Source organism: Streptococcus ilei, from assembly GCF_000479335.1.
Taxonomy (GTDB): Bacteria; Bacillota; Bacilli; order Lactobacillales; family Streptococcaceae; genus Streptococcus; species Streptococcus ilei.
This window is the reverse complement of the sequence record NC_022584.1, coordinates 601,681-624,621: the sequence shown is the minus strand read 5'-3', so window position 1 is coordinate 624,621 and position 22,941 is coordinate 601,681. Positions and strand designations below refer to the sequence as shown.

At 39.4% G+C, this 22,941-nt stretch carries 23 protein-coding genes and 3 pseudogenes; all 26 read left to right on the top strand.

Annotated elements, in window-relative coordinates; genetic code table 11:
• Nucleotides 1-340 precede the first annotated feature (340 nt).
• Nucleotides 341-769, top strand: coding sequence for an aminoglycoside 6'-N-acetyltransferase (gene aac(6') / locus N596_RS03120; protein WP_023023578.1), 429 nt, complete (start codon nucleotides 341-343; stop codon nucleotides 767-769).
• Nucleotides 770-816: 47 nt separating this feature from the next.
• The gene (locus tag N596_RS03115; RefSeq protein ID WP_023026912.1) at nucleotides 817-1,425 is read left to right on the top strand and encodes a Type 1 glutamine amidotransferase-like domain-containing protein; all 609 of its coding nucleotides are present in this window, start codon (nucleotides 817-819) and stop codon (nucleotides 1,423-1,425) included.
• A gap of 73 nt (nucleotides 1,426-1,498) precedes the next feature.
• Complete coding sequence (locus tag N596_RS03110; RefSeq protein ID WP_023026911.1) at nucleotides 1,499-1,990, top strand: phosphoribosylanthranilate isomerase; 492 nt, start codon at nucleotides 1,499-1,501, stop codon at nucleotides 1,988-1,990.
• A gap of 116 nt (nucleotides 1,991-2,106) precedes the next feature.
• Nucleotides 2,107-2,424, top strand: coding sequence for a TfoX/Sxy family protein (locus N596_RS03105; RefSeq protein WP_023026910.1), 318 nt, complete (start codon nucleotides 2,107-2,109; stop codon nucleotides 2,422-2,424).
• Nucleotides 2,425-2,476: 52 nt separating this feature from the next.
• Nucleotides 2,477-3,008: pseudogene (locus N596_RS03100) on the top strand (GNAT family N-acetyltransferase).
• 398 nt (nucleotides 3,009-3,406) lie between these two features.
• Nucleotides 3,407-4,480, top strand: coding sequence for a DUF8617 domain-containing protein (locus tag N596_RS03095; protein WP_023026909.1), 1,074 nt, complete (start codon nucleotides 3,407-3,409; stop codon nucleotides 4,478-4,480).
• Between the two features lie 165 nt (nucleotides 4,481-4,645).
• Complete coding sequence (locus N596_RS03090; protein WP_023026907.1) at nucleotides 4,646-5,422, top strand: alpha/beta fold hydrolase; 777 nt, start codon at nucleotides 4,646-4,648, stop codon at nucleotides 5,420-5,422.
• 32 nt (nucleotides 5,423-5,454) lie between these two features.
• Complete coding sequence (locus N596_RS03085) at nucleotides 5,455-6,192, top strand: DUF4336 domain-containing protein (protein ID WP_003003604.1); 738 nt, start codon at nucleotides 5,455-5,457, stop codon at nucleotides 6,190-6,192.
• Nucleotides 6,193-6,451: 259 nt separating this feature from the next.
• Entirely contained in the window at nucleotides 6,452-6,745 is a 294-nt protein-coding gene (locus N596_RS03080) for a hypothetical protein (protein WP_042361118.1), read from the top strand.
• Nucleotides 6,738-7,076, top strand: a complete 339-nt coding sequence (locus tag N596_RS03075; protein WP_023026905.1) for a type II toxin-antitoxin system RelE/ParE family toxin — start codon at nucleotides 6,738-6,740, stop codon at nucleotides 7,074-7,076. The genes N596_RS03080 and N596_RS03075 overlap by 8 nt, the downstream gene beginning before the upstream one ends.
• 12 nt (nucleotides 7,077-7,088) lie before the next feature.
• The gene (locus tag N596_RS03070) at nucleotides 7,089-7,526 is read left to right on the top strand and encodes a hypothetical protein (RefSeq protein ID WP_023026904.1); all 438 of its coding nucleotides are present in this window, start codon (nucleotides 7,089-7,091) and stop codon (nucleotides 7,524-7,526) included.
• 15 nt (nucleotides 7,527-7,541) lie between these two features.
• On the top strand, nucleotides 7,542-7,985 hold the full coding sequence (locus N596_RS03065) for a GNAT family N-acetyltransferase (RefSeq protein WP_023026903.1): 444 nt from the start codon (nucleotides 7,542-7,544) through the stop codon (nucleotides 7,983-7,985).
• Between the two features lie 261 nt (nucleotides 7,986-8,246).
• On the top strand, nucleotides 8,247-9,293 hold the full coding sequence (locus tag N596_RS03060) for a DNA/RNA non-specific endonuclease (RefSeq protein WP_023026902.1): 1,047 nt from the start codon (nucleotides 8,247-8,249) through the stop codon (nucleotides 9,291-9,293).
• A 199-nt stretch (nucleotides 9,294-9,492) separates the two neighbouring features.
• Nucleotides 9,493-11,244: a glycoside hydrolase family 13 protein gene (locus N596_RS03055; protein WP_023026901.1), complete on the top strand. Its 1,752-nt coding sequence runs from the start codon at nucleotides 9,493-9,495 to the stop codon at nucleotides 11,242-11,244.
• A 226-nt stretch (nucleotides 11,245-11,470) separates the two neighbouring features.
• Nucleotides 11,471-12,010, top strand: a complete 540-nt coding sequence (locus N596_RS03050) for an RDD family protein (RefSeq protein ID WP_023026900.1) — start codon at nucleotides 11,471-11,473, stop codon at nucleotides 12,008-12,010.
• A 60-nt stretch (nucleotides 12,011-12,070) separates the two neighbouring features.
• Nucleotides 12,071-12,217, top strand: a pseudogene (locus tag N596_RS10405) (DNA mismatch repair protein MutT); the annotation flags it as partial.
• Between the two features lie 32 nt (nucleotides 12,218-12,249).
• Nucleotides 12,250-12,930, top strand: coding sequence for an Ltp family lipoprotein (locus tag N596_RS03045; protein WP_023026899.1), 681 nt, complete (start codon nucleotides 12,250-12,252; stop codon nucleotides 12,928-12,930).
• A 333-nt stretch (nucleotides 12,931-13,263) separates the two neighbouring features.
• Nucleotides 13,264-13,575: a hypothetical protein gene (locus tag N596_RS03040; protein WP_023026898.1), complete on the top strand. Its 312-nt coding sequence runs from the start codon at nucleotides 13,264-13,266 to the stop codon at nucleotides 13,573-13,575.
• A gap of 191 nt (nucleotides 13,576-13,766) precedes the next feature.
• A complete protein-coding gene (locus N596_RS03035) occupies nucleotides 13,767-14,654 on the top strand; it encodes a DUF4300 family protein (protein ID WP_023026897.1) in 888 nt (295 codons plus the stop codon).
• Nucleotides 14,655-14,657: 3 nt separating this feature from the next.
• On the top strand, nucleotides 14,658-15,071 hold the full coding sequence (locus N596_RS03030; RefSeq protein ID WP_023026896.1) for a hypothetical protein: 414 nt from the start codon (nucleotides 14,658-14,660) through the stop codon (nucleotides 15,069-15,071).
• A gap of 54 nt (nucleotides 15,072-15,125) precedes the next feature.
• Nucleotides 15,126-15,977 carry a CbrC family protein gene (locus N596_RS03025; protein WP_023026895.1) on the top strand — a complete coding sequence of 284 codons (852 nt, stop codon included), beginning with the start codon at nucleotides 15,126-15,128 and terminating at the stop codon, nucleotides 15,975-15,977.
• 41 nt (nucleotides 15,978-16,018) lie between these two features.
• Nucleotides 16,019-16,769, top strand: a pseudogene (locus tag N596_RS03020) (CPBP family intramembrane glutamic endopeptidase).
• Nucleotides 16,770-16,962: 193 nt separating this feature from the next.
• Nucleotides 16,963-17,634 (top strand): ankyrin repeat domain-containing protein, encoded by a 672-nt coding sequence (locus N596_RS03015; protein WP_023026894.1) that lies wholly within the window; start codon nucleotides 16,963-16,965, stop codon nucleotides 17,632-17,634.
• A gap of 135 nt (nucleotides 17,635-17,769) precedes the next feature.
• Nucleotides 17,770-19,206 (top strand): helix-turn-helix domain-containing protein, encoded by a 1,437-nt coding sequence (locus tag N596_RS03010; protein ID WP_023026893.1) that lies wholly within the window; start codon nucleotides 17,770-17,772, stop codon nucleotides 19,204-19,206.
• Nucleotides 19,207-19,519: 313 nt separating this feature from the next.
• On the top strand, nucleotides 19,520-21,028 hold the full coding sequence (gene glpK, locus N596_RS03005; RefSeq protein ID WP_023026892.1) for a glycerol kinase GlpK: 1,509 nt from the start codon (nucleotides 19,520-19,522) through the stop codon (nucleotides 21,026-21,028).
• 33 nt (nucleotides 21,029-21,061) lie between these two features.
• The gene (gene glpO, locus N596_RS03000; protein WP_023023549.1) at nucleotides 21,062-22,888 is read left to right on the top strand and encodes a type 1 glycerol-3-phosphate oxidase; all 1,827 of its coding nucleotides are present in this window, start codon (nucleotides 21,062-21,064) and stop codon (nucleotides 22,886-22,888) included.
• Nucleotides 22,889-22,941 lie beyond the last annotated feature (53 nt).

Below are 22,941 nucleotides of genomic sequence, written 5' to 3'. Positions count from 1 at the left end.
CGATAACCTTATGCTATCGTCAAAAAGTTTATAGAACAGACAAGATTACCTGGCATAATTAGTGTTCGCTCGTTTCATGCTGAGGCCGTACCACTGCTTGTCCGAGCTGAGGCATCAGCGAAGTAGAAGAAGATGTTCTGCCCATGGGATAGGACTCGTAGAAAGAGGAGAGAAACCGACGAAATGATACGGTAAGTCCGAACCGCTGAGTGCGTGGCTCTGCTCTTCCTATCTGAGACAGTCGAAAAGTAGAAAGGGATGGTATTGGTATCAATTAATGAGTAACAAAGTAACAGCATGATTCGAAACATTTGCTTGTAATTTGCGGAGGAACATCAATATGGATGGAATAACAAATGATTCTATAAAAACGGCTAAACTAATGAAACAATTATGGCCCCAATTGACCGATAAAGAAGCTATTGATGAAGTAAAAAAATATACGAATGGCAAAAATACTGCAATCTTTACTGAAGTTGAAGGTGACACAATTGTAGGTCTAGCACTATGTTCACTCAGATTTGATTATGTTGAAGGTTGTAAATATAGTCCTGTTGGATTCTTAGAAGGGATTATTGTCGACGAGGAATATCGTTTAAAGGATATTGCTAAAAATCTCTGTACAAAATGTGAGGAATGGGCGAAAAATAAAGGATGTAAGGAATTTGCAAGTGACTGTACTTTAACGAATACCGATTCTATAAGATTTCATCTCAATATTGGATTTCAGGAGGCAAATAGAATTATTCATTTTAAGAAAAAATTATAATTTCAGAACGTGGCCAACATTTATGTATCTTTAGAAAGTGTGATAACTTGAAAGAACAAATTTTTTTGATGGGTGGGAATCCGCCGATAAAGAACCATACGATTGTTAATAAAACTGTGTCATCAAGGAAGATCGAAAGAATTATCATTTTTACAGTTTTTCGTGAAAATTGGGAACCGTACATGAAAAAGTACACGGAAGTTTTTCAAAGTCATTTTCCTAATCTAAACGTTGATTACCTGCTCCTGGACACTGAGCAGATTGATTTTGATAGCTATCTAGATGCTGATCTAATTATTATCGGTGGTGGAAATACGGAAAAATATATAGCTACTTATGTCAATCAGGAGTTCAAAAAATATATCGATCATATGCTTAAAAAAGAGGCGAAAATTATAGGATTTTCTGCAGGAGCCCTATTATTAGGAGAAAAAGTCTATGTCTCACCAAATGATAATTCAGATCATCAGATAAAGATAAAAGATGGATTAGGACTCTTTAATCAGTTTTTAATTAGTGTCCATTACGATTCATGGAATGATAAAGCTAATAGGGATAAAGCTGAAGAACTCGTTAATGTTCCCATAATTCCACTAAATGATCATTCCTGTCTTGTATTAGATAAACTTGGAAATATTATTGAGAAAATTGACTAGTTTTCATTATCTAAATCTTGATTTAGGTAACTAAAGTGTAAACGAACATTTAGATGAAAGGTTTAGAGTAAACATGAGTCTCTTATTTGAAGAATTTAAAACCATTTGTTTCCATTTAAATCGAGTCGGAATTATACCGACACTGATGGGTTCTTTGGGATTGGAGTTTAGAACGAAAGAAAATTGGGGGCCGTCTGACATTGACATTCATGTGCCTGGTGACCCTAGAGGTTGGGAAGCACCTGATCATCTCAGAATTTATGACTGGGACAAGATAATGAAAGTGATGAAAGACTTAGGCTACGTCTTAATAGATATTCATGAGCATGAATTCCAAAAGGATCGAGTGAGTGTTGAATTTGGAAGTATCGATTCCTTACCTGATTTTGCAGGAGTTTCGGAATCGGATATAGATCTTATTCACATTGAAGGAATCACTTTTCGTCTTCCAAGTCTGGAGCAGTATCTAAGTATTTACAAAGCTTCTTCTCAAGACTCCTATCGAAATGAACAAAATAACAATAAGGATTTTAAAAAGATCGAGTGGCTGGAAAAACATTTGTAAATTATCATATGAAAAGTAGTAAGTTGTAAGACTGACTGCTATGTTATTTTTATTGGTTATTTAATTTATACGATATTGGCTAGTAATAGAATTAGTAAGTAAAGCAGGTAGAAAAAATGGCTTCAAGTAAAGAATATTTAAATTTCATTTTAGAACAACTATCCGATTTGGAAGAAATAACATATAGATCAATGATGGGCGAATATATTGTTTATTATCGCGGAAAAATTGTGGGTGGAATTTATGATGATAGATTTTTAGTGAAGCCTGTTAAATCTGCAATAGCATATATGCCGAATGTAGAATACGAATTTCCGTATGAAGGTGCAAAGGAAATGCTATTAGTAGATGATGTTGACAACAAAGAATATTTAACCGGCTTATTTAATTCAATGTATGATGAGTTACCTGCGCCAAAACCAAAGAAAAAATAAGAACTTTCATCTTAAGCAATGTTACAAACAGTTGGAATTTAAGGAGAGAAAGATGATTTTAAAAACAGAAAGATTGATTCTTCGTCCCTGGGAAGAAAAAGACGCCAGTGATTTATTTCAATATGCCAGTAATCCAGAGGTTGGACCGGCCTGTACATACTAGTGTTGAAAATAGCAGAGAGATTATTAAAAGTGTTTTTTCCGCACCCGAGACATACGCTATCGTTTTAAAAGAAACGATGCAGCCAGTGGGGAGCATAGGTTTGATGATTGGCTCTGCAAGTGATAAAGGGATTCCTGATACTGAGGCGGAGATTGGTTACTGGATAGGAGTTCCGTATTGGGGTCAGGGGCTTATACCAGAAGCAGTTCGTGAGATAATGAGACATGGATTTGATGACTTGAATCTGGAGAAATTGTGGTGCGGTTATTTTGACGGCAATACAAAGTCACAGAGAGTTCAGGAAAAATGTGGGTTCCGTTATCATCATACAAGAGAGAAGGTTCCATGTGCATTGGAAGATGTTCTTCGCACAGAACACATAACCTGTCTCTCAAAAGTAGAGTGGATTTCAATTAAGTAAATCACTGTTTGTCAGAGTAAGGAGTGTACGACGAAACGGTAGGTAAAAGCGTAAAACCCTTGTAACAAAAGGAAAAATGAAAAGCCTTGAAGTAGCTTCTTTATTCGAATAGAGGGGAAGTATCAGAGTAATAGTTGAAGTTGGGTTTCTAGATACTATAGCCTGCCATGCTATCAATCTATTTCAAAATTTCTTGGAGGATGGAGTTATCATAAATCAAGTTCTCAACCACATCAGTATTTCAGAAGCTGGACAAATTGTAATAACTTTCCTTGAAGGAAGAGAAGTTGACTTGTAGGAGACTGCAATCGAAAGGTTGCGGTTTTTGTGTGGTTTCGTGGTATAATAGGCTAAAACGATAAACGGTATGATTGGTTACTAGCTGTAGGAGTTATATTATGGGTAAGTGGACTTGTCAATGCGGATATCCAATGAATAACCATGCTGCTCCAGACCCGAATGCTTTTTCAGTATTCTCGGATGAGTTATGGGAAGAGATAACGGATACCGCAGATGAAAATAATAAGATTGATTATTATGATATTTCTGATGCTTCATACTATGCCTGGCAATGTCCAAATTGTCATAGTTTGATGGTATTCGGTGAGGATGAGAATCCAAATCGTTATACTTTCTATAAGTGGATAGATTTAGATAGTAAAGAGAAGGAGCTAACTGATCAAGAAACTGATTCAAATTCATCAGATGTAGTTTATAGAGTTGCAATAGTCACTTTCTCAGAGTTTGGTGAGGAGTACGCCTATATTTGTGAGGATGAATCAATCAGGGAAGACAATTTTGTGGTTGTACCTGTTGGAATCAACAACGTCGAAAAGGTTGCTCATGTTGTGAAGGTATATCATGCTTCGCAAAAAGATATCTCATATCCAATTAACAAGATAAAGCGTGTGATTAAGCGCTATTCTGATTTTGATAAAGAGAGAGCAGAGAAAATTGCAGCTGAATTATCACGGTCAGGTCGATGTTTGCAAATAGATGATTTTTCTAATTCAGTAGTAGCAGATGACTATTTCGATATTTTGCACAATAAACTTGGATACTGGTGGTTGGAACTGAATGGCGTTCCCATTCCAATGAAGGTTATCCAATTGAATACCAATTATGAAAAGTATCACGTTGACTGCGCAATACATATCAAACCTTACAATATACACTATAGTACTTTCCAATCGTTAAAGTTATGTACCGACTTTGAGATAGACGCTGCGAGATGGGTCGATGTCATTTCTGATGAATATGTTTGGGGAAATTCCTGGGAACTGGATGGTATCCAGTTTGGGATAACCTGTCAGGAATCATCAGAGGAGGATGAAGTGACACTTGGCAAATACAGTCGTGTTCCATATTATAACGACTGGCATCCAGATTGGAGCGATAGCTACGGTTTTAATGTAGCTTGGAAACCACATGAATCTGATGAAGACTTGTCGGTAGGTTTTTACATTTCTTAAAGTGATAAATTCGTTCAATCATATAATAACAAAGCCAGAGTAGTCACTTTTCGTTCTATCATATAGATGCTTTGTAGCACCACATGTTGAGACAGTATCACTGCTTGTTCAAAATGATTTAACAAGTAAGTATCCAGCGAAAATCCTACAGTAAGGAGTTTAAACATGAAATTCCATGAATTTGGTGATAGGAATTCGCCTTCTATCTTACTGATACATGGCGGTGGCAGTTCTTGGTGGAATTATCTTCGTCAAGCACGTATTTTATCAGAAGATTACCGTGTTATTCTACCCACTTTGAATGGCCACGGTGAAGAGTATCAACTCGATTATGTTTCTACGGAAGATTCTGCTTTGGAGATCCTAAACTATATCAAAGCAAACTGTGGTGGGAAGCTGTTTGCGATCGGTGGCGTTTCACTTGGCGGTCAAATTGCCATGGAGCTTTTATCCTTAGACAGCGAGATAGCTGAGAAGGCCATCATAGATGGAAGTCTCTGTATTCCTCAACCAAGGTTAGCTAAAATCAGCATTTTTCTAGTAGCTCTATTTGGTAAATTGATGTTCAGTAAATTCTCTTGCAAACTTCAATTAAGCATGATGGACAAACTCTATCCTAAACTGGCTTATCCAGAGGAAATAAAAGCATATTATTTAGAGGGTCTGCCAAGGACACCTATCAAAACATTGGTGACCATTTACAAAACCTATATGGGGCGTTACAAGCTGAAGGAGACGATTTCTGCTAGCAAGGCCCAGGTTCTGTATATCTATGGTGAAAAAGAATTAAACTGTGTGAAAGCATCGGCGAAATTATTTCAGCAGCTACATCCCAACACTATCCTGTATGAAGCAAAGGGGTATAACCATGGCTATCTATCAGCTTACCTGCCTCAAGAGTGGATTGATTTGGTGGTACCATTTTTGGAGAATAACGATTGATTATACTTTATTAATTTAGAAAGCAGAGTTTCATGGAAGTCAAAAAATATAGTCCGCTCAATTCATTAAAAAAGATAGCAGATAACCTCTGGATTGTAGATGGGGAAGAAGTACTGATGAATTTCAAACTCTTCAAAGTGCCTTTTTCAACTAGAATGACAGTTATCCGTCTGCAGAATGGTGGTCTTTGGGTGCATTCGCCGATTAAGCCTAGTGATAATTTACTTTTTGAAATCAAGCAATTAGGTGAGGTAAAACACCTTATTGCACCCAATGTCTTACATTATAGTTATATAAATGAGTGGCACGAACTATTTCCGGAAGCAGAAGTATGGCTAGCTAGTGGTGTTCAAAAGCGTGCCAGAAAATCGGGAATGAATTTATATTATGGTCATGAACTAGAGAAAGCCAATTGGAACGAGGAAATTTGTTTTACAACATTTGAGGGAAGTTTTTACGTGAAAGAGGTTGTTTTTTTCCATACTGAAAGTTCAACTCTAATTTTAACGGATCTTATTGAAAACATAGAAACAGAAAATTTATCGATTTTTGAAAAGCTACTGTTAAAAATAGGTGATAATCACTATCCAAATGGTAAAACACCAAGAGATTTAAGAATGACCTTTTTATTTGGTAAAAAACAAGCATTGAAGAGTTATCATAAAATAAAGAAATGGGAACCTAAGAATATTATTATTTCTCATGGACCGTGTATCATTGGACAAACAAAAGAGATGTTAAACCAAGCGTTCTTTTGGCTAGAGAAATAGGAATTTACTATAAAGAAATTAATAAAATATATCTAATATAATTGACTAAAATTACTTGGAGTTGTTAAATTAAGATGTGGAATCTACTTAAATTGTTGATTCTAAGAGGTATCAGTTGACACGAGAGAAAGAATATAGATTAACTAACGGTATCTCTTAATTAGATTTAGTGAAAGAAGAATCCATTTTTCACTTGAATCCCTTCTCTTTCGTATGGTAGAATGTATATACAAATTGTATGTACAAAGGAGAGGTAGAAATGGCAAACACGAAAGCAGTGAATTTTCGAGCAGATGAGATGTTTTACCAGAAAACAAAAGAGGTACTTGCTGATGAAAAAATTTCTGTGTCAGATGTCCTAAATGCAGCACTTCGAAAAATTGCTAACGGGACTGTGGATCCAAGAGAATTTGTTTCAAGTGATTTGCAGAACACGCAGTATCAAGTGGCCTTTGAGGATTTGAAGAAGGAGATTTTAGTTGGGCACCATGAAATTGCTCAAGGGAAAGTCACTTCTGTAGCCGATGTGAGAAAGGAATTTGGTCTTGACTAAGTTGAAACGCTATCAGGTCTTTCTTGCAGATCAGGCTAAGCAGGACTTGCGTGGCATTCACGACTATATTCTTGTGAATTTTTATAGCCAGCAAGCTGCAGATGGCAAAGTTGATTTGCTATTAAGTGCTCTTGAGACCCTAGAACTGTTTCCAGAAGCCTGTCCTCTGGTATCAAGCCGGGGCTATGGTGAGATGACGAATGATGTGAAACCCTATCGTTATATGCCAATAGAGAACTATCTCGCATTTTATTATATTGAGAAGCATACAGTGTATGTTGCTCGTATACTCAGTGCAAAGCAGGATTGGGTCAAGATTTTTTATAAGTAGGATGAGGACCCCATGTTAAAATCGAATAAGCTGATTATTTTTTTAGTTTCCCTACCTTTTCTGATGGTCATTATTTTCTATTCTCTTAGTGAGCATCCTGGATATAGTGATGATGGGAATTTTGTCAGAAATCATGAGGCTGCTATTAAGAGTGAAATCATCGCACACTTAGCTCAGGAAAGGCAAGACATAAAATCTGTGACGCTCTTACCAAATACTGCTAGAGGAGAGTATGATAATGGTGGTGATGTGAGCGGACATTACCATATCTATTTTACAGCCTACGTCAACAATAACCGCGAGCGAACGATAAGCGTAGAACTATTCTTCCCAGATGCCAGCATTCCCCCATTTACCTTGTTTCCTCCCAACCCTTATAAAGACAAAGGCAAAAAGATGTCCAATTGGTTGATTGGGAATATTGAAGTATCGGAAGAAAGCTCTAAATAGAAATAAGAACAATTCATGATGAATAGAATAGTAGACGATCAGATCACTCTTATTCCTTATTATAGGAATGATGAGATCTCCCTTCTTTGGTATCAAGATAGTGAGGTTTGCAAACAGGTGGATAATACTGATCAGATTTACGATGTAACAAAACTTCATAAAATGTATGATTACCTATCTTCACATGGTTCTTGCTATTATATCCAATATGAGGGAGTGTTAGTTGGAGATGTGACACTTCAAGATAATTCAGAGCTTTCTATAGTGATCAGCAAAGAGTATCAGAATTTACAGATCGGAAGACGGTGTATTTCTGAAATGATACAGATGGCCAAAGAGAAAGAAATGGTTAAGGTAACTGCTCAAATTTATCCTTTTAATACTCAAAGTCAAAGAATGTTTTTGGCTTTGGGATTTCAGAAAGTAGACGAAGAGTGGTATGAATATAAGTTGATTTAGGATTGTTGTAGATCATTTTATATATTTAAATACTGGTCCGTATTTTGTATATCAAAGAACATCAAATTGAAAATTAACTCATTAAAAACATATAATTGAAAGATGAAGCTGGTATAAATGTAGACTTGCTGTAAAAACTTGGTATAGGGGATCCATCGTTATATTTGGTAAAACTAAAAATCGAAATCTAAACAGATCTTCTATGTTTGTAACCGCTTTTTTCTGCTATAATAATACTAGATAGTAATACGGGAGTTTATTATGGTTACAAAACGATTTTTGAAAAATGTCATCGTTGGGATAGTCGCGGTTTTCATGACCTTAACTTTTGTTCAAGGGGCCCAAGCTGAGCAAACTGGACTCGATTACCAGAGTCTTCATCTACTGACTTTTAATAGCAATAAGCAGCTAGTACTGGGGGAATTTGATCATTTAGGTCGTGCGACCTCCGCTCATATTCAGCTGCAGGATAAGGATGAACCTAAGCAGAAAAGAGAGCCACGTCTCAGCTATAATCCGGTTGGCTGGCACAATTATAAGATTGCTTATGGAAACAAGGGAAAGAAGGCCTGGTTGTTCCATAGAGGGCATTTGATCGGCTATCAGTTTAGCGGTCTGACCAATGAAGGGAAAAATCTGGTTCCTCTAACTGCATGGACCAATACGGGGAATTATAAAGGGACAGCGGATAGCAATGTGGAGGGCATGCTCTACTACGAGAAACGACTCGATAGCTGGCTGGCCACTCATCCAAATTACTGGTTAGACTACAAGGTGACTCCGGTCTATACGGGGGATGAATTGATTCCTCGGCAGGTGACCTTGCAATATGTAGGAATTGATCGAGATGGCAACCTTCTACCAATCAATTTAAGTAGTCCCAAAGAGTCAGTAGATGCTTATGGTATTACCACCGTTACCTTGGACAACTACTCTAAGAATGCGACCATTGACTATCTGAAGGGGACTGCCAAGCCATCTTTAGTGCCGACAGAACCTAGTAGTCAACCTCAACCTGCTAGTCCTTCTGTAGAGACGCAACCAATTCAAGCCCCTCAACCGAGTCAGCCAGCAATGCCTGCACAGCCAGTTCAACCTGTAGAGCCTGCAGCACCAGTCCAACCTGTCGAGCCTGCAGAGCCAACTCCTCAACTAGCTCCAGTTGTTTATGTGGCCAGAAATGGGAGTGCGGATGTTTATTGGTATTCTAAAGATAGCATGCCACGAAATACCAACTTTGCGAAAGTAGTTGAAATGTCAGAAGAGCAAGCGCTAAGTCTTGGAAAGCGGCATACAAGTAAGGAATGACTATAAGTTATTTTGATAATGAGAAAGCCCAATTGTTGGGCTTTTTGTGTGCAATACAATTATAAAAAGTGAGTAATCTAAAATTATCTCTCAGAATCTTGCAAACGTTTTTATAAAGTAGTATACTAGAAATAGTTTATGGAATCGTTTGCATAAAACGGTAAATGATGAAAAGAGAGTATAGTAGGAGACGAGACAGATGGAATTAACAGCGATTTATCACCGGCCTGAATCGGAGTACGCCTATCTTTATAAGGACGGCCAGCTTCACATTCGCATCCGGACCAAGAAAGAAGATATCAAACGAATTGTCTTGCACTATGGAGATCCCTTTATTTTTATAGAGGATCTTTATGAGGCAACTAAGGAAATGGACAAGGTGACGACCGACGACCTCTTTGATTATTGGCAAGTGTCGGTATCTGTCCGCCATGCACGGATCCAGTACCTCTTTGAATTAGAGGACACAGCGGGAGAGAAGATCTTGTACGGGGACCGAGGTGTAGCAGCCTACAACAAGGAGAATTTAAACTTTGTCATGAACGGCTTTAAGCTTCCTTTTATCCATGAGATTGATGGGTGTGCTGTTCCGGAATGGGTGGCGCAGACGGTTTGGTATCAGATTTTTCCTGAGCGCTTTGCCAATGGGAATCCAGCCATTTCACCAGAAGGTGTTCGTCCTTGGGATGCCTCTATTGCTCCTCAAGTATTGGATTTCTTTGGTGGTGATTTGCAAGGGATCATCGATCATCTGGACTACTTGCAGGAGTTAGGGATCACAGGGCTCTACCTTTGTCCTATTTTTGAGTCTCCAAGTAACCACAAGTACGATACCATTGATTATTTTGAAATTGATCGGCATTTTGGAGATAAGGAGACCTTCCGCCAGCTAGTGAAAGAGGCCCATGCGCGTGGGATGAAGATCATGCTGGATGCCGTCTTCAACCATATTGGCTATGATTCACCCCAATGGCAAGATGTGGTCAAATACGGGGAAGATTCGATTTATAAGGACTGGTTCCATATTAAAGAATTCCCGGTAGAGACAGATAATCTGTGGAATAGTCGCGACTTGTCTTACCATGCTTTTGCCTTTGCGGGCTTTATGCCTAAGCTCAATACGGCTAATCCTGAGGTGAAGGCCTATCTCTTGAAGGTGGCGACTTACTGGATTGAAGAGTTTGATATTGATGCTTGGCGACTGGATGTGGCTAATGAGATCGACCATCAATTCTGGCGGGATTTCCGTAAGGCGGTCTTAGCCAAGAAGCCGGATCTCTATATCCTCGGAGAAATCTGGCATTCGTCCCAACCATGGCTCAAGGGCGATGAGTTCCATGCCGTTATGAACTATCCCCTCTCTGAAAGTATCAAGGATTATTTCCTGCGGGGGCATAAGGAGACCAAACGCTTCATTTGGGAGATCAATAGCCAGTCCATGTACTACAGACAGCAGATTTCTGAGGTCATGTTTAACCTCTTGGACTCCCATGATACAGAGCGCATTTTGACGACGGCTAAAGGCGATCTTCAGTCCGTCAAGTCTGCTCTGGCCTTCCTCTATCTGCAACGCGGAACGCCTTGTATCTATTATGGAACGGAGCTAGCCCTCATCGGTGGTCCAGACCCAGATTGCCGCCGTGTCATGCCTTGGGAGCGCGTGTCAGCGGACAATGACATGCTGAACTTTATGAAGGACTTGATCCAGCTCCGAAAAGAAGTAGCGGGCATGATTCAGTATGGCAAGGTTAGCTTGGAAGAGATTGAACCAGATGTGGTAGCAGTGAAATGGCAATATGAAGGTGATATTATCAAAGCCTACTTTAACCACTCAAAGAAAGACATTGTCCTAGAAAGCGGACAGGCAGATCTGATCAGTCATGGAAGCATTTCCGATGATCGATTGATCATTCAGCCAAATGGCTTTGTTATTTATAGAGAAGATAAGTAAGAAAGAGAGTGGGACAGAAATCGGTAATTCGTAAGAATTCGATTTCGTTGTCCCACCTCCGCACAGTTGAGTAGGGCTGTAAAAGCTGATGAAATCAGCGTAGTAGAGCCCACTCAACCACTGCGTCTTGCTCGACAATCCAAAGACAATTGAGAGGCTAGGACTTTTGTCCCAGCCTCTTTATATAAATGGTTTCTTTATTCGTACCCTTATATTATAATAGGAGATGAGAAAGGGGGAGACAGTGATGAAGATATTAGCAATCAATCCTATTTCGTTTAAAAAAAGAAAGACAGAATTTCTGTTTGATTATCTTTTCATTCTAGCTTATTTAGTTTTTCTATTTTTATGTTCGATGCTTATTTACATGATCTTTTTTAATGGCGTCCCAGAGTTTACAGAAATTCAGTCGCAGTGGCTTGTATTTTTCACCTCTGTTTTGCCAATCATGCTCCTTTTCACATTCTTGGATTATACAAAAAATGGGAGTTTTGGGAAGGTAAAAGCGGGACTTGAACTGGTCTACCAGAAAAAAACAGTGCAAGCTAGCTTCATCAGAAATATCATCAAATTTTTACCTTGGCAACTTGGTCATATGGGCACGATTCATGGCTTCTATAGAAATTTTGATGGATTATCCATTATCCTCTCGATTTCGGCGACTCTACTCGCAGTTTTGCTACTGGCAATGACGCTGTTTAGGAAAGATAAGAGACATCTAGGTGACCTGCTAGCCCATACTCAAGTACAACTAAAAGAAGAATAGGATACAGAATGTTTATCCTGTTCTTAAAGAAAAAGACAAACATAGTTAGGAACTATCTGTATGAATGAGACCGTTGAGTTTACAAATCTTTGTATGGTAAGAGATGGCAATAGAGTTCTTGTTATTGATCGAAAAAAAGAGGACTGGCCAGGTATAACATTTCCCAGAGGTCATGTCACATGTGTTGAGTCTTTTATGGATCTAATTAATTAGCTTAAAAATAAGTAAAGGTATTCATTATGAAAAATTTTTTAATATTTATTTTGACGATTTTTGTATTGATGGTAGGAGTGATAGCTCTTATGTTAAGTAGTTATTATAGAGCTTATGAGAATGCTCATAATTATTCGAGTTATTCATGGAAAAAAGTAACTTATCCTGTAGAAAAATACTCTAATCCAATTGATGAATATAATGATAATTTCGAATTATTATTTAATTTGCTTGTTAAAAAACTTTTTTCTCCAACTTTAGTAGAAAAAGAATTTGATAGGGCATATGAAACAGCTAAAAATCTGTCAGCGGATTCTCCTATTTCGATGCAGGCTATCAAAAATAAAATAAAGATTTATAATTATTCTGAAGGCGCTAACCAGTACGCTGTATATAAGCTTAATATAGACTGGAAAGAGCAGGCTGTTTTAGCAGCAAAATCACTTCAAAAGTATCGTTATTCAAAAGAAAAGTTAGCAGAGCAACTGATAAATGTTGAACTATTTACTCAAGAAGAGGCTGATTATGCTGTAGAACAAGTAAATTTCGATTGGAAGGAGAATGCTGTGAAAGAAGCGGAATCTTATGTAAGAGGTGGCAAGATTACGAAAGAAAAGATGTTAGAAATACTTGTTGAAAATAGAAAATTTACTCAAGAGGAAGCCGAGTACGCAATAGAGCATGCTAAAATTGATTGGTCGAATTAAACAATACTTCTAGTGTTGATCTGAAGAACCTAAAAGAGTCTAATGAATCTAAAATAACTAGGATAGAAAATTAATAAAAAGTGGCATGATGATGATTAAAACACGATTACTATCTATAATCGCTAGTTGAACAGTGACTATTACTTAAAGCAAAAAGGAGATGCTCCACAATAAATTGGAGATTAATAAACTTCATGAAAGTTAACGACTAAAAAATAGAGTAAGGGATGATTTTACCTTGCTCTATTTTTCAGTTACTTTAATTGTACTATTCATTACATAGGTGTATAATGTGTCCTTGGGTAATGAAATTAGTAGAATAAGGAGATTCATATGGAATTAAAAGATTTTACAGAAAAAGAACAAGAACAAATCAAGCAAGGTTTGAGTACAGCTGAGATTTCGGATAAAGAAGCAGCGAAAAAGTTGCTTGCTCTTGTACCTCAAGAATGGATCAAGCGCATTCCTTTCTTTGTCAGAGGACATGCGACAACAAAGACGATCGAACGTGTGGCTATGCGCTATCCTGAACTCTATGCTGTAGCCAAGCGCCAAGGAGACCTTCCTGAAAAAGAACGGGAAGAATTGCGAGTCATTATGACGGAAGTCTTTGAAGAAAAGATGAACAAACACAAGATTAAATAGGATTCATTATTCATTGAAGAGCTGGATAGTCTGCCAGCTCTTTTTTTGCTACTTATAAAGTTTCCTCAATTCGTAAAAAATAGTTGGAGCAAAGCTAGTTTTAAACTATAATATAGGAGAAGGAGATTCGATAGGAAAAAGAAATGTATCATATTACAAAACATCTTAATATATAGAAAAGGAATTACTTTATGAAACCATCTAAAAAAATCATGCTCCTTACCAGCTGTGCCTTGGCGATCTTTGCTTTAGCGGCTTGTGGTAGCAACCAAAAGCAATCCAAGGAAAAACAGGCAAGTTCCACAGTGCAGCAGTCCCATTCAGACAAGGAGCACTACAAGGGAACCTACAGTAACCTCAATAGCAAGGAAAGCGTCGAAGAAGTGCGGACGCTCTTGTCTGCTTATTTGGATCAGGAAAGTGTTGACAAGTTTCTTGGTCTAGTAACGGATTATGATAGCATCGTTGGATCTGTTGGCTTGACGGGTGACTTCAGCAAGTTCAAGAAAACAGACTACAATGTCGAGAAGATTAGTGACTTGTGGACCAAGCAGAAGGGCGATTTCGTCGGGACCAACTGCCGGATCAATAGTTATACCTTGCTGAAGAATCGCATCGAGATTCCTAAGATGAAAGCGGATAGTGAACTATTGTTCGTGGACAATGATGCGATTGAAAAAGGGAAAGTCTTCGATGAGGCAGACAAGGAAGCCTTTAACATTCTGTATTCACGGGTTCCGACAGAGGATACAACGGATGTCAAGGTCCATGCTAAAAAGATGGAAGAGTATTTTGCCAATTTCAAATTCAATGAAAATGCCCGCATGCTTTCCGTAATCGTTCATGATAACCTAGATGGCAATTCCCTATTTGTCGGGCACGTCGGTGTCTTGGTTCCTGCCAAGGACGGCTACCTCTTTGTCGAAAAGCTGACCTTTGAAGAGCCCTATCAAGCGATCAAGTTTGCGACCAAGGAAGATGTCTACAAATACTTGGAGACCAAATACCAGGATTACACAGGTGAAGGTCTAGCCAAGCCCTTTATCATGGACAATGAAAAATGGGTTGAAATGAAATAGAGGATGCAGGGTAGCGTGTTAGAAATTAGAAAGATGATGGAGAGTGCTCCGATTCTATTTGTGCTAGTTTTCTTGCTCTTTTTCAGTCTTCTCCTTTTCCTGAGAAGAAGACTAATCGTGAAACGTAGTGGCGGTCCCTTCTTTGCCCCTTTTCATATTAGCTATGGTATCTTCTACATTCATGAGCCTTGGTGTTTCAGTCGGCGAATGATCCCACTGAAAGAGATTAAGCAGCTAAGCTACTTGTTGCTTCGTGGTCGCGCTGGTGGTGGAAGTCGCTACGCTTTCTATATCGAACTCAGAAATGGAAAGACCATACCTTTCTTTTTTGGTAGAAGCAAGCGGAATGAAGTGCTGGTTGAAAAACTCAAGCTAAATGCTGGTAAGTATGGCTTTAAAGTACATTTTCAGCGCTAGAATAGAAATGACACCAAGATTTAATTCTCTGTAAAAACGAAAGTGAGCAATTCTATGAACGACTCTATGAAAGAATATATCCACTTGAAAAAGCAGTTCCAAGCGCAAGATAAGGATTCATCCAGCGTCCTAGCTCTCTATGAATTTGCGGATCGGCTGAACTTACTGGAAACTCCAGAAGCTAAGCAGGTCTTGGTGGATGTCTACCAAGAGTTGGGCTTATATGCCAGTGCTTATACGCTCTTTTTGGGGCTTGTCGACAAGTCAGATCGTAAGCAAGTTAAGAAACTTTTTACCTTAGAAAAGATGAGTCATAGTCATGGAGATCGTTTTGCTCTCTCTCGTCCCTTGACCGAAAAAGAAAAAGAGGCTCATAAGGAGAAAGTCAGTGAATTGCCAACCTTCCGCTATCATCCGGATCCACTAGCGACGGGTTCCTTTAAGGAAGGCGAGCCTAAGACCTGCCCTTCGTGTGGGGAAGATCACACCATCTATTATGCTCTGAGACCTTATTGTGTAGAAGAGATAAGACATCTTTGTCCAACTTGTATTTCTACTGGTCGTGCTGCCCAAAAGTTTGAAGCAGAGTTTATCCAAGATGCTGATTGGCAAGGGGTAATGGATAAGGAAAAAGACCAGCTCCTCTTCTGTCAAACTCCAGGCTATAGTAGCTGGCAGGGCGAATATTGGCTCTCCTGTTGCCAAGACTACTGTGCCTATATGGGGACAGTTGGCACTCGTGAACTGGAAGAGATGGGCATTGCAGAGCAAGTTTTGGAAGAATATGAGGCGCGTGATGAATTTCAGGATGTGGCTGAATACTTAGTCAAGGATGGTGACATGTGTGGCTACCTCTTTCGATGTCTCCATTGTGAACAATACCATCTTTGGGTCGATGCGGATTAGGGTGCAATCTATCTAATTGATTATCCCGTTACGGAGGAAAAATGAAAAAAATATTTTTAGAACAAGGCGTTGCCTTCTGGTATTCGGTAACTGCCCTCCTTGCTACTTTTCTAGTAGGGCAAAGTTGAACTATGGTTTTTCTCAGATGGAAGGAGTTTGGGAGGCTCTTTGCTTTTCATCCTGATGAATTCGATTCCTATGATAACGGCTATTTGCTTTTCCATCGTCTTAGGTGAAACCAGATCCCTTGGAGAATTTTTCAAACAAACTTTTTTACAGAAAGAGAGCACCAAGACTTGGTTTCTAACTTTGCTAATTCCAGTCATCTATTATGGGATCTCATTCTTGCTCATGAATGTTAGCATTACAGGGAACTCCCTCTTGGCCTTCTTCCTGTATTTCCCATGGACTTTTTTATATGGAGGTCTAGAAGAAGTTGGATGGCGTTGGTTTTTACAAGAGCATCTTTCCTTTAGTAAGCACTTTGTATCTAAAATGATGGTACTTTCCCTTGTTTGGTTCCTCTGGCATATCCCTATCTATCAAGTTCCTTGGATTACAGCAGGTTCGTCCAACTATCTCATCTTTTACCTGATGATTTTAGGAAATACCTTCCTATTTGGAGCTCTCAAGGAGTACTCAAAAGGAGCTGTTCCTTGTATCCTCGCTCATATGCTGATCGATAGTCTAGCTGTTCTCATGTTGGTTCAGAGTTCACTCACTCAGATTATTCTTCTGGTTATTTTTGAAATTCTATTAGCCTCTTGGCTAGTGGCCATACGAAAATCATAAAAAAGCCTTCAATCTCTCATCCAATTTCGATGGGAGTTTTCTTTTTTATTAGGTGAAAAAACTGTTTAGTTAATGACATATTCTATCATATAGGAGTCTGTAAAATGATATAATAAATTTAACGAAGAGTCATAGATTGGATAAAGTTTAACCACAGTGTCATTCTGATCCGTAATATGAGAGGGGGAAGACCATGCAAAAAACTTTTCAGTTATTGCGAAGAGGAGATATCGAAGGAGTCCGTCAGATATTGGATAAAAAGCCTGAAGAAGTCAATGCTGTTTCAGGTGATAAACCTAAGAGAGATCAAGGCCAATCCCTTCTGCAAGTCGCTATCAAATCGGGACATTTAGATATTGCGGACTTACTCATTGATAGAGGGGCAGATCTTAACTTTATTGAAGAGCCGACAGAGCTGAATCCATTTTGTCAACCGGTCATCCAAACAGCCGGTGGAAGAGCTGTATTTGACTGTAGGCGGATGATCAAACGTTGGAATGGTCAATATGAGTTGTATTCGTCTAAGGAAAAGGCTGACCAAACCTTTAAGGTTTTTAAAAAAATGTTGGAACTTGGAGCAGATATCTCTCAGAAGGATAGTCATGGGGGAACTTTATTACAAACTATTTTAATAGAAACGAAGGAAGTTCTGCCATTTTTTTCTTGGAGAACAAAAGAAACAAGCGATAATGTTCTCATAACGGATGAATTACGTCATGATTTAAATCGTATTTATGATCTTTTGATTCGTTACGGTGTGACTTCGGACGAAATCTCTGCCTATTATAAGATTCCTCTCAAAGAACTTTACCAGGACAGCCCGACTATGGAATTCTTAAATCGCTTAGATCAGAGCAGATCTTGATAAGCATTTGAACTACTAGTTAAAAGAGCCTTAGGGCTCTTTTTGTTTATTCTAATGAGGATAGAAACAGATTGTTTTTTGTTTTGGCTAAATTATGGTACTCTAAGGATAGAATAATGGAAGGGTTTTCTGAAAATGCATTTAGCTGATTTAATGGAAAAAAGTGAGGGTGGGCAGTTTTTAATCTTGTCTCATCTGCTACAACATTCTCCAAGCAGTCTGTCAGAAGTGATGGCGGAGACAGATTTTTCCAAAGCAACCTTGAACAAATATCTTTCACTAATCAATGACAAGGCCCAAGAGAATCAGCTGGCCCTTTCCATTGAGCTAGAAGATGAACATCTTCGCCTTCTTGTGGGGGCAGATACAAAGGGACGTGACATTCGACGGGCTTTTTTGGACAATTCGATCAAGTACCAACTATTGATCTATTTACTTTATCATGGCCAGTTTCAAGCCCAGCAACTAGCTCAGGAACTCTTGATTAGTGAAGCGACATTAGGACGTCATATTTCGGGCTTAAACAAATTATTAACTGAGTTTCAATTTTCCATCCACAATGGGCGACTCAAGGGCCCTGAACATAAGATTCGTTATTTTTATTTTGGTTTGTTACGAAAGGTCTGGGCTAGTGCAGACTGGAAACAAGAACTTGACAAGAAGGAAAGACAAAGCGAAATTGAAACCTTAGAAGAACTCTGTGGTGCCCAGTTGTCTCAAGGCCAACGCTTGGATTATGTTCTCTGGTCCCATATTACTCAGCAAAGACTCAAGATCAATGCCTGTCAGTTTCGAGAAATTGAACAGAAGATGAAGGGCTATACGGACAATATTTTTTACCAACGGTTGTTTGGTCGGGTAAACCAGCTCTTTTCTGGGAAACACATTGCTCTTAGCCATGATGATGGAGAGATGCTAGTCCTCTTTGCTTTCCTTGTCACCCATCGGATCCTTCCGCTTCATACGATGGAGTACATCTTAGGCTTTGGGGGGGAGATTGGTCATCTAACAACGCAACTCATTCAAGAAATGAAAACCCGGAAGTTGTTAGGGGATTATATCGAAGGCCCTGTGACCTATGAGCTCAGCCAAATTTATGGTCAGGTCTATCTTTTTACAGGCTACCTTCTTCAAGATAAATATAAGTACCAACTTGAAAACCACAATCCCTATGTCTTTAGTAGTCATGATTATAGAGAAGTAGCAGATACTATCTTTCGTAAACTTCCCATCTTTTGCCAAGGGACAGCTCTGGATAAAAAAATCAAATGGGAGTGGCTCCAATTAATGGAGTATATCGCAGAAAATAGTGGGAGACAAATTAAGATCGGCTTAGACTTAACAGTGGGCTATTTAGGCTATACACGGATGACAGAAGTCCTCAAGCGCTACTTAGAGTACAATCGTTTTATTACCATTGAAGCCTTTGATCCAGCTTCAGATTACGATTTGATCGTGACCAACAATCCGATTAGCCTTACCCAGCGGATTCCTGTCTATTATTTAAAATATGATTTAGATATGATCGATCTAGCCAATATTCGCCAGATGATCTACCAAGAAGAAGGTTAATAAAGCTATTCAATGCTTAATGAGACTTTTACGATATTATTGAGCTGAATTAGTAGTAATTAAAAATTTGAGGTTAGGCAGAACAAATTCTAAACGAATTGTTCTGCCTGGCTTTTTTATTAGATTTTTCTAAAAATTTCATTTTTTCTAAGTCTTAGAAATCCTTATGAAATAAGGGTTCTGAACCCATCTACTCAAATTTTTTAAAATTCTTAAAAAAATTGATGATCATGAAAGCGGTTTATATTGTATAATAGAAAATGTAAGGAGTACGTCTCCTAAAGAATATTTCTTTTTCCCAGGAGGACAGTTCATGTCACAAGAAAAATACATTATGGCCATTGACCAAGGAACAACAAGTTCAAGAGCCATCATTTTCAATAAAAAAGGAGAAAAAGTAAGCTCTAGCCAAAAAGAGTTCACGCAAATTTTCCCTCAAGCTGGTTGGGTTGAACACAATCCAAATGAAATCTGGAACTCTGTTCAGTCTGTTATCGCTGGTGCCTTTATCGAGAGTGGCATCAAACCAGGACAAATCGAAGCTATCGGAATTACCAACCAACGGGAAACAACCGTTGTTTGGGATAAGAATACTGGACTTCCAATCTACAATGCCATTGTCTGGCAGTCTCGCCAAACTGCTCCTTTAGCTGAACAGCTTAAGAGCCAAGGGTATGTCGAAAAATTCCACCAAAAAACAGGTTTGGTCATTGATGCCTACTTCTCAGCAACTAAGATTCGCTGGATCTTGGACCATGTAGAAGGAGCACAAGAACGGGCTGAAAAAGGAGAATTGCTTTTCGGAACCATCGATACTTGGTTGGTTTGGAAGTTGACAGACGGAGCTTCTCACGTAACAGACTATTCAAATGCTGCTCGTACCATGCTCTACAATATTAAAGACCTAAAATGGGATGATGAGATTTTGGAAGTCCTCAATATTCCTAAGGCTATGCTTCCAGAAGTGCGTTCAAACTCTGAAATCTATGGAAAAACAGCTCCTTTCCATTTCTACGGTGGAGAAGTTCCTATCTCTGGTATGGCGGGTGACCAACAAGCGGCCCTCTTTGGACAGTTGGCCTTCGAACCAGGTATGGTCAAGAATACTTACGGTACTGGATCTTTCATCATCATGAATACAGGTGAAGAGATGCAGCTATCTGAAAATAACTTGCTAACTACCATTGGATATGGAATTAACGGGAAAGTATACTATGCCATAGAAGGATCCATCTTTATCGCGGGTAGTGCCATTCAATGGCTTCGTGATGGTCTTCGTATGGTGGAAAACTCACCTGAATCTGAAAAATATGCGCGTGATTCTCACAACAATGATGAAGTTTATGTGGTACCGGCCTTCACAGGTCTAGGAGCACCATACTGGAATCAAAATGCTCGTGGTTCTGTCTTTGGCTTGACTCGTGGAACAACCAAAGAAGACTTTATTAAGGCGACTCTTCAATCCATTGCTTACCAAGTACGGGATATCATCGATACTATGCAGGTTGATGCTAAGACGGCTATTCAAGTCCTTAAAGTGGACGGTGGAGCAGCTATGAATAACTTCTTGATGCAGTTCCAAGCGGATATTCTTGGTATTGATATCGCTCGTGCTAAAAACTTGGAAACAACAGCTTTGGGGGCAGCCTTCCTTGCTGGCCTGTCAGTCGGCTACTGGAAAGACCTAGATGAATTGAAAGAACTCAATGCAACTGGTGAACTCTTCGAGCCTTCTATGAACGAATCTCGTAAAGAACAACTCTACAAGGGATGGAAGAAAGCTGTTAAAGCTACCCAACTCTTTGCAGAAATTGAAGACTAGTCAAGACTTCAGTAGGATAGAAAGTGAAGAATTATGGAATTTTCAAAGAAAACTCGTGAATTATCGATTAAGAAAATGCAAGAACGCACCCTGGATCTTTTGATTATCGGGGGAGGGATCACAGGTGCTGGGGTAGCCTTGCAGGCAGCAGCAAGTGGTCTTGAAACAGGTTTGATTGAAATGCAGGACTTTGCGGAAGGGACATCAAGCCGTTCAACAAAATTGGTCCACGGTGGACTTCGTTACCTCAAACAATTTGACGTAGAAGTGGTATCAGATACGGTATCAGAACGTGCAGTAGTGCAACAAATTGCTCCTCATATTCCAAAACCAGACCCAATGCTCTTACCAGTCTATGATGAAGATGGGGCAACTTTTAGCCTCTTCCGTCTTAAGGTAGCCATGGACCTCTATGACCTCTTGGCAGGTGTCAGCAATACTCCAGCTGCCAACAAGGTCTTGACCAAAGAAGAAGTGTTGGCTCGTGAGCCTGAGTTGAAACAAGAAGGTCTAGTCGGAGGTGGGGTCTACCTAGACTTCCGTAACAACGATGCTCGTTTGGTGATTGAAAATATCAAACGTGCCAACCAAGATGGGGCCCTCATTGCTAACCACGTAAAAGCTGAAGGATTCCTCTTTGATGAATCTGGCAAGATCACAGGTGTAGTGGCGCGTGATCTCTTGACTGATCAAGTCTTTGAAATCAAGGCTCGTTTGGTGATTAATACAACTGGTCCTTGGAGCGATAAAGTGCGTAACCTCTCAAACGATGGAGAGCAGCATTCACAAATGCGTCCAACCAAGGGTGTTCACTTGGTCGTAGATTCAAGCAAGATCAAAGTTTCTCAACCAGTCTACTTTGATACTGGTCTTGGAGATGGTCGGATGGTCTTCGTCTTGCCACGTGAAAACAAAACTTACTTCGGAACGACTGACACGGACTACACTGGCGACTTAGAGCATCCAACAGTAACTCAAGAAGATGTCGACTACTTGTTAGGAATCGTGAATAACCGCTTCCCAGAAGCTCACATCACCATCGATGATATCGAAAGTAGCTGGGCTGGTCTTCGTCCGTTGATCTCAGGAAACAGTGCTTCTGACTACAATGGTGGAAACAACGGCACTATCAGTGATGAGAGCTTTAATGCTTTGATTGCAACAGTTGAAGGCTATCTTTCTAAAGAAAAATCGCGTGAAGATGTTGAATCAGCAATCAGCTACTTGGAAGGTAGCACTTCTGAAAAACATTTGGATCCATCTGCTGTTTCTCGTGGATCAAGCCTTGATCGCGATGACAATGGTCTTTTGACCCTTGCTGGTGGGAAGATTACAGACTACCGCAAGATGGCTGAAGGAGCGATGGAGCGTGTCTTGACCATTCTCAAGGAAGAGTTCGACCGTCAGTTCAAATTGATTAACTCTAAGACCTATCCAGTATCAGGTGGAGAAATTAACCCAACGAACGTGGATTCTGAAATCGAAGCCTTTGCTCAACTTGGCGTATCTCGTGGCTTGGATAGCAAGGAAGCTCACTACCTAGCTAACCTATACGGTTCCAATGCACCTAAGGTCTTCGCCCTTGCTCATAGCGTGGAACAAGCACCTGGATTGAGCCTAGCAGATACCTTGTCACTTCACTATGCAATGCGCAATGAATTGGCACTCAGCCCAGTTGATTTCCTTCTTCGTCGTACCAACCACATGCTCTTTATGCGGGATAGCTTAGATGCGATGATCGAACCTGTTTTGGATGAAATGGGCCGCTTCTATGAATGGTCAGAAGAAGAAAAAGTTGGCTACCGCAAAGACTTGCAAGTCGCTTTGGAAAACAATGACTTGGAAGCATTAAAAAACTAAGAAAAACAAAAAAGGGGTTGGAAAGAAGACTGTCTAACCTTCCCCTCTTTATA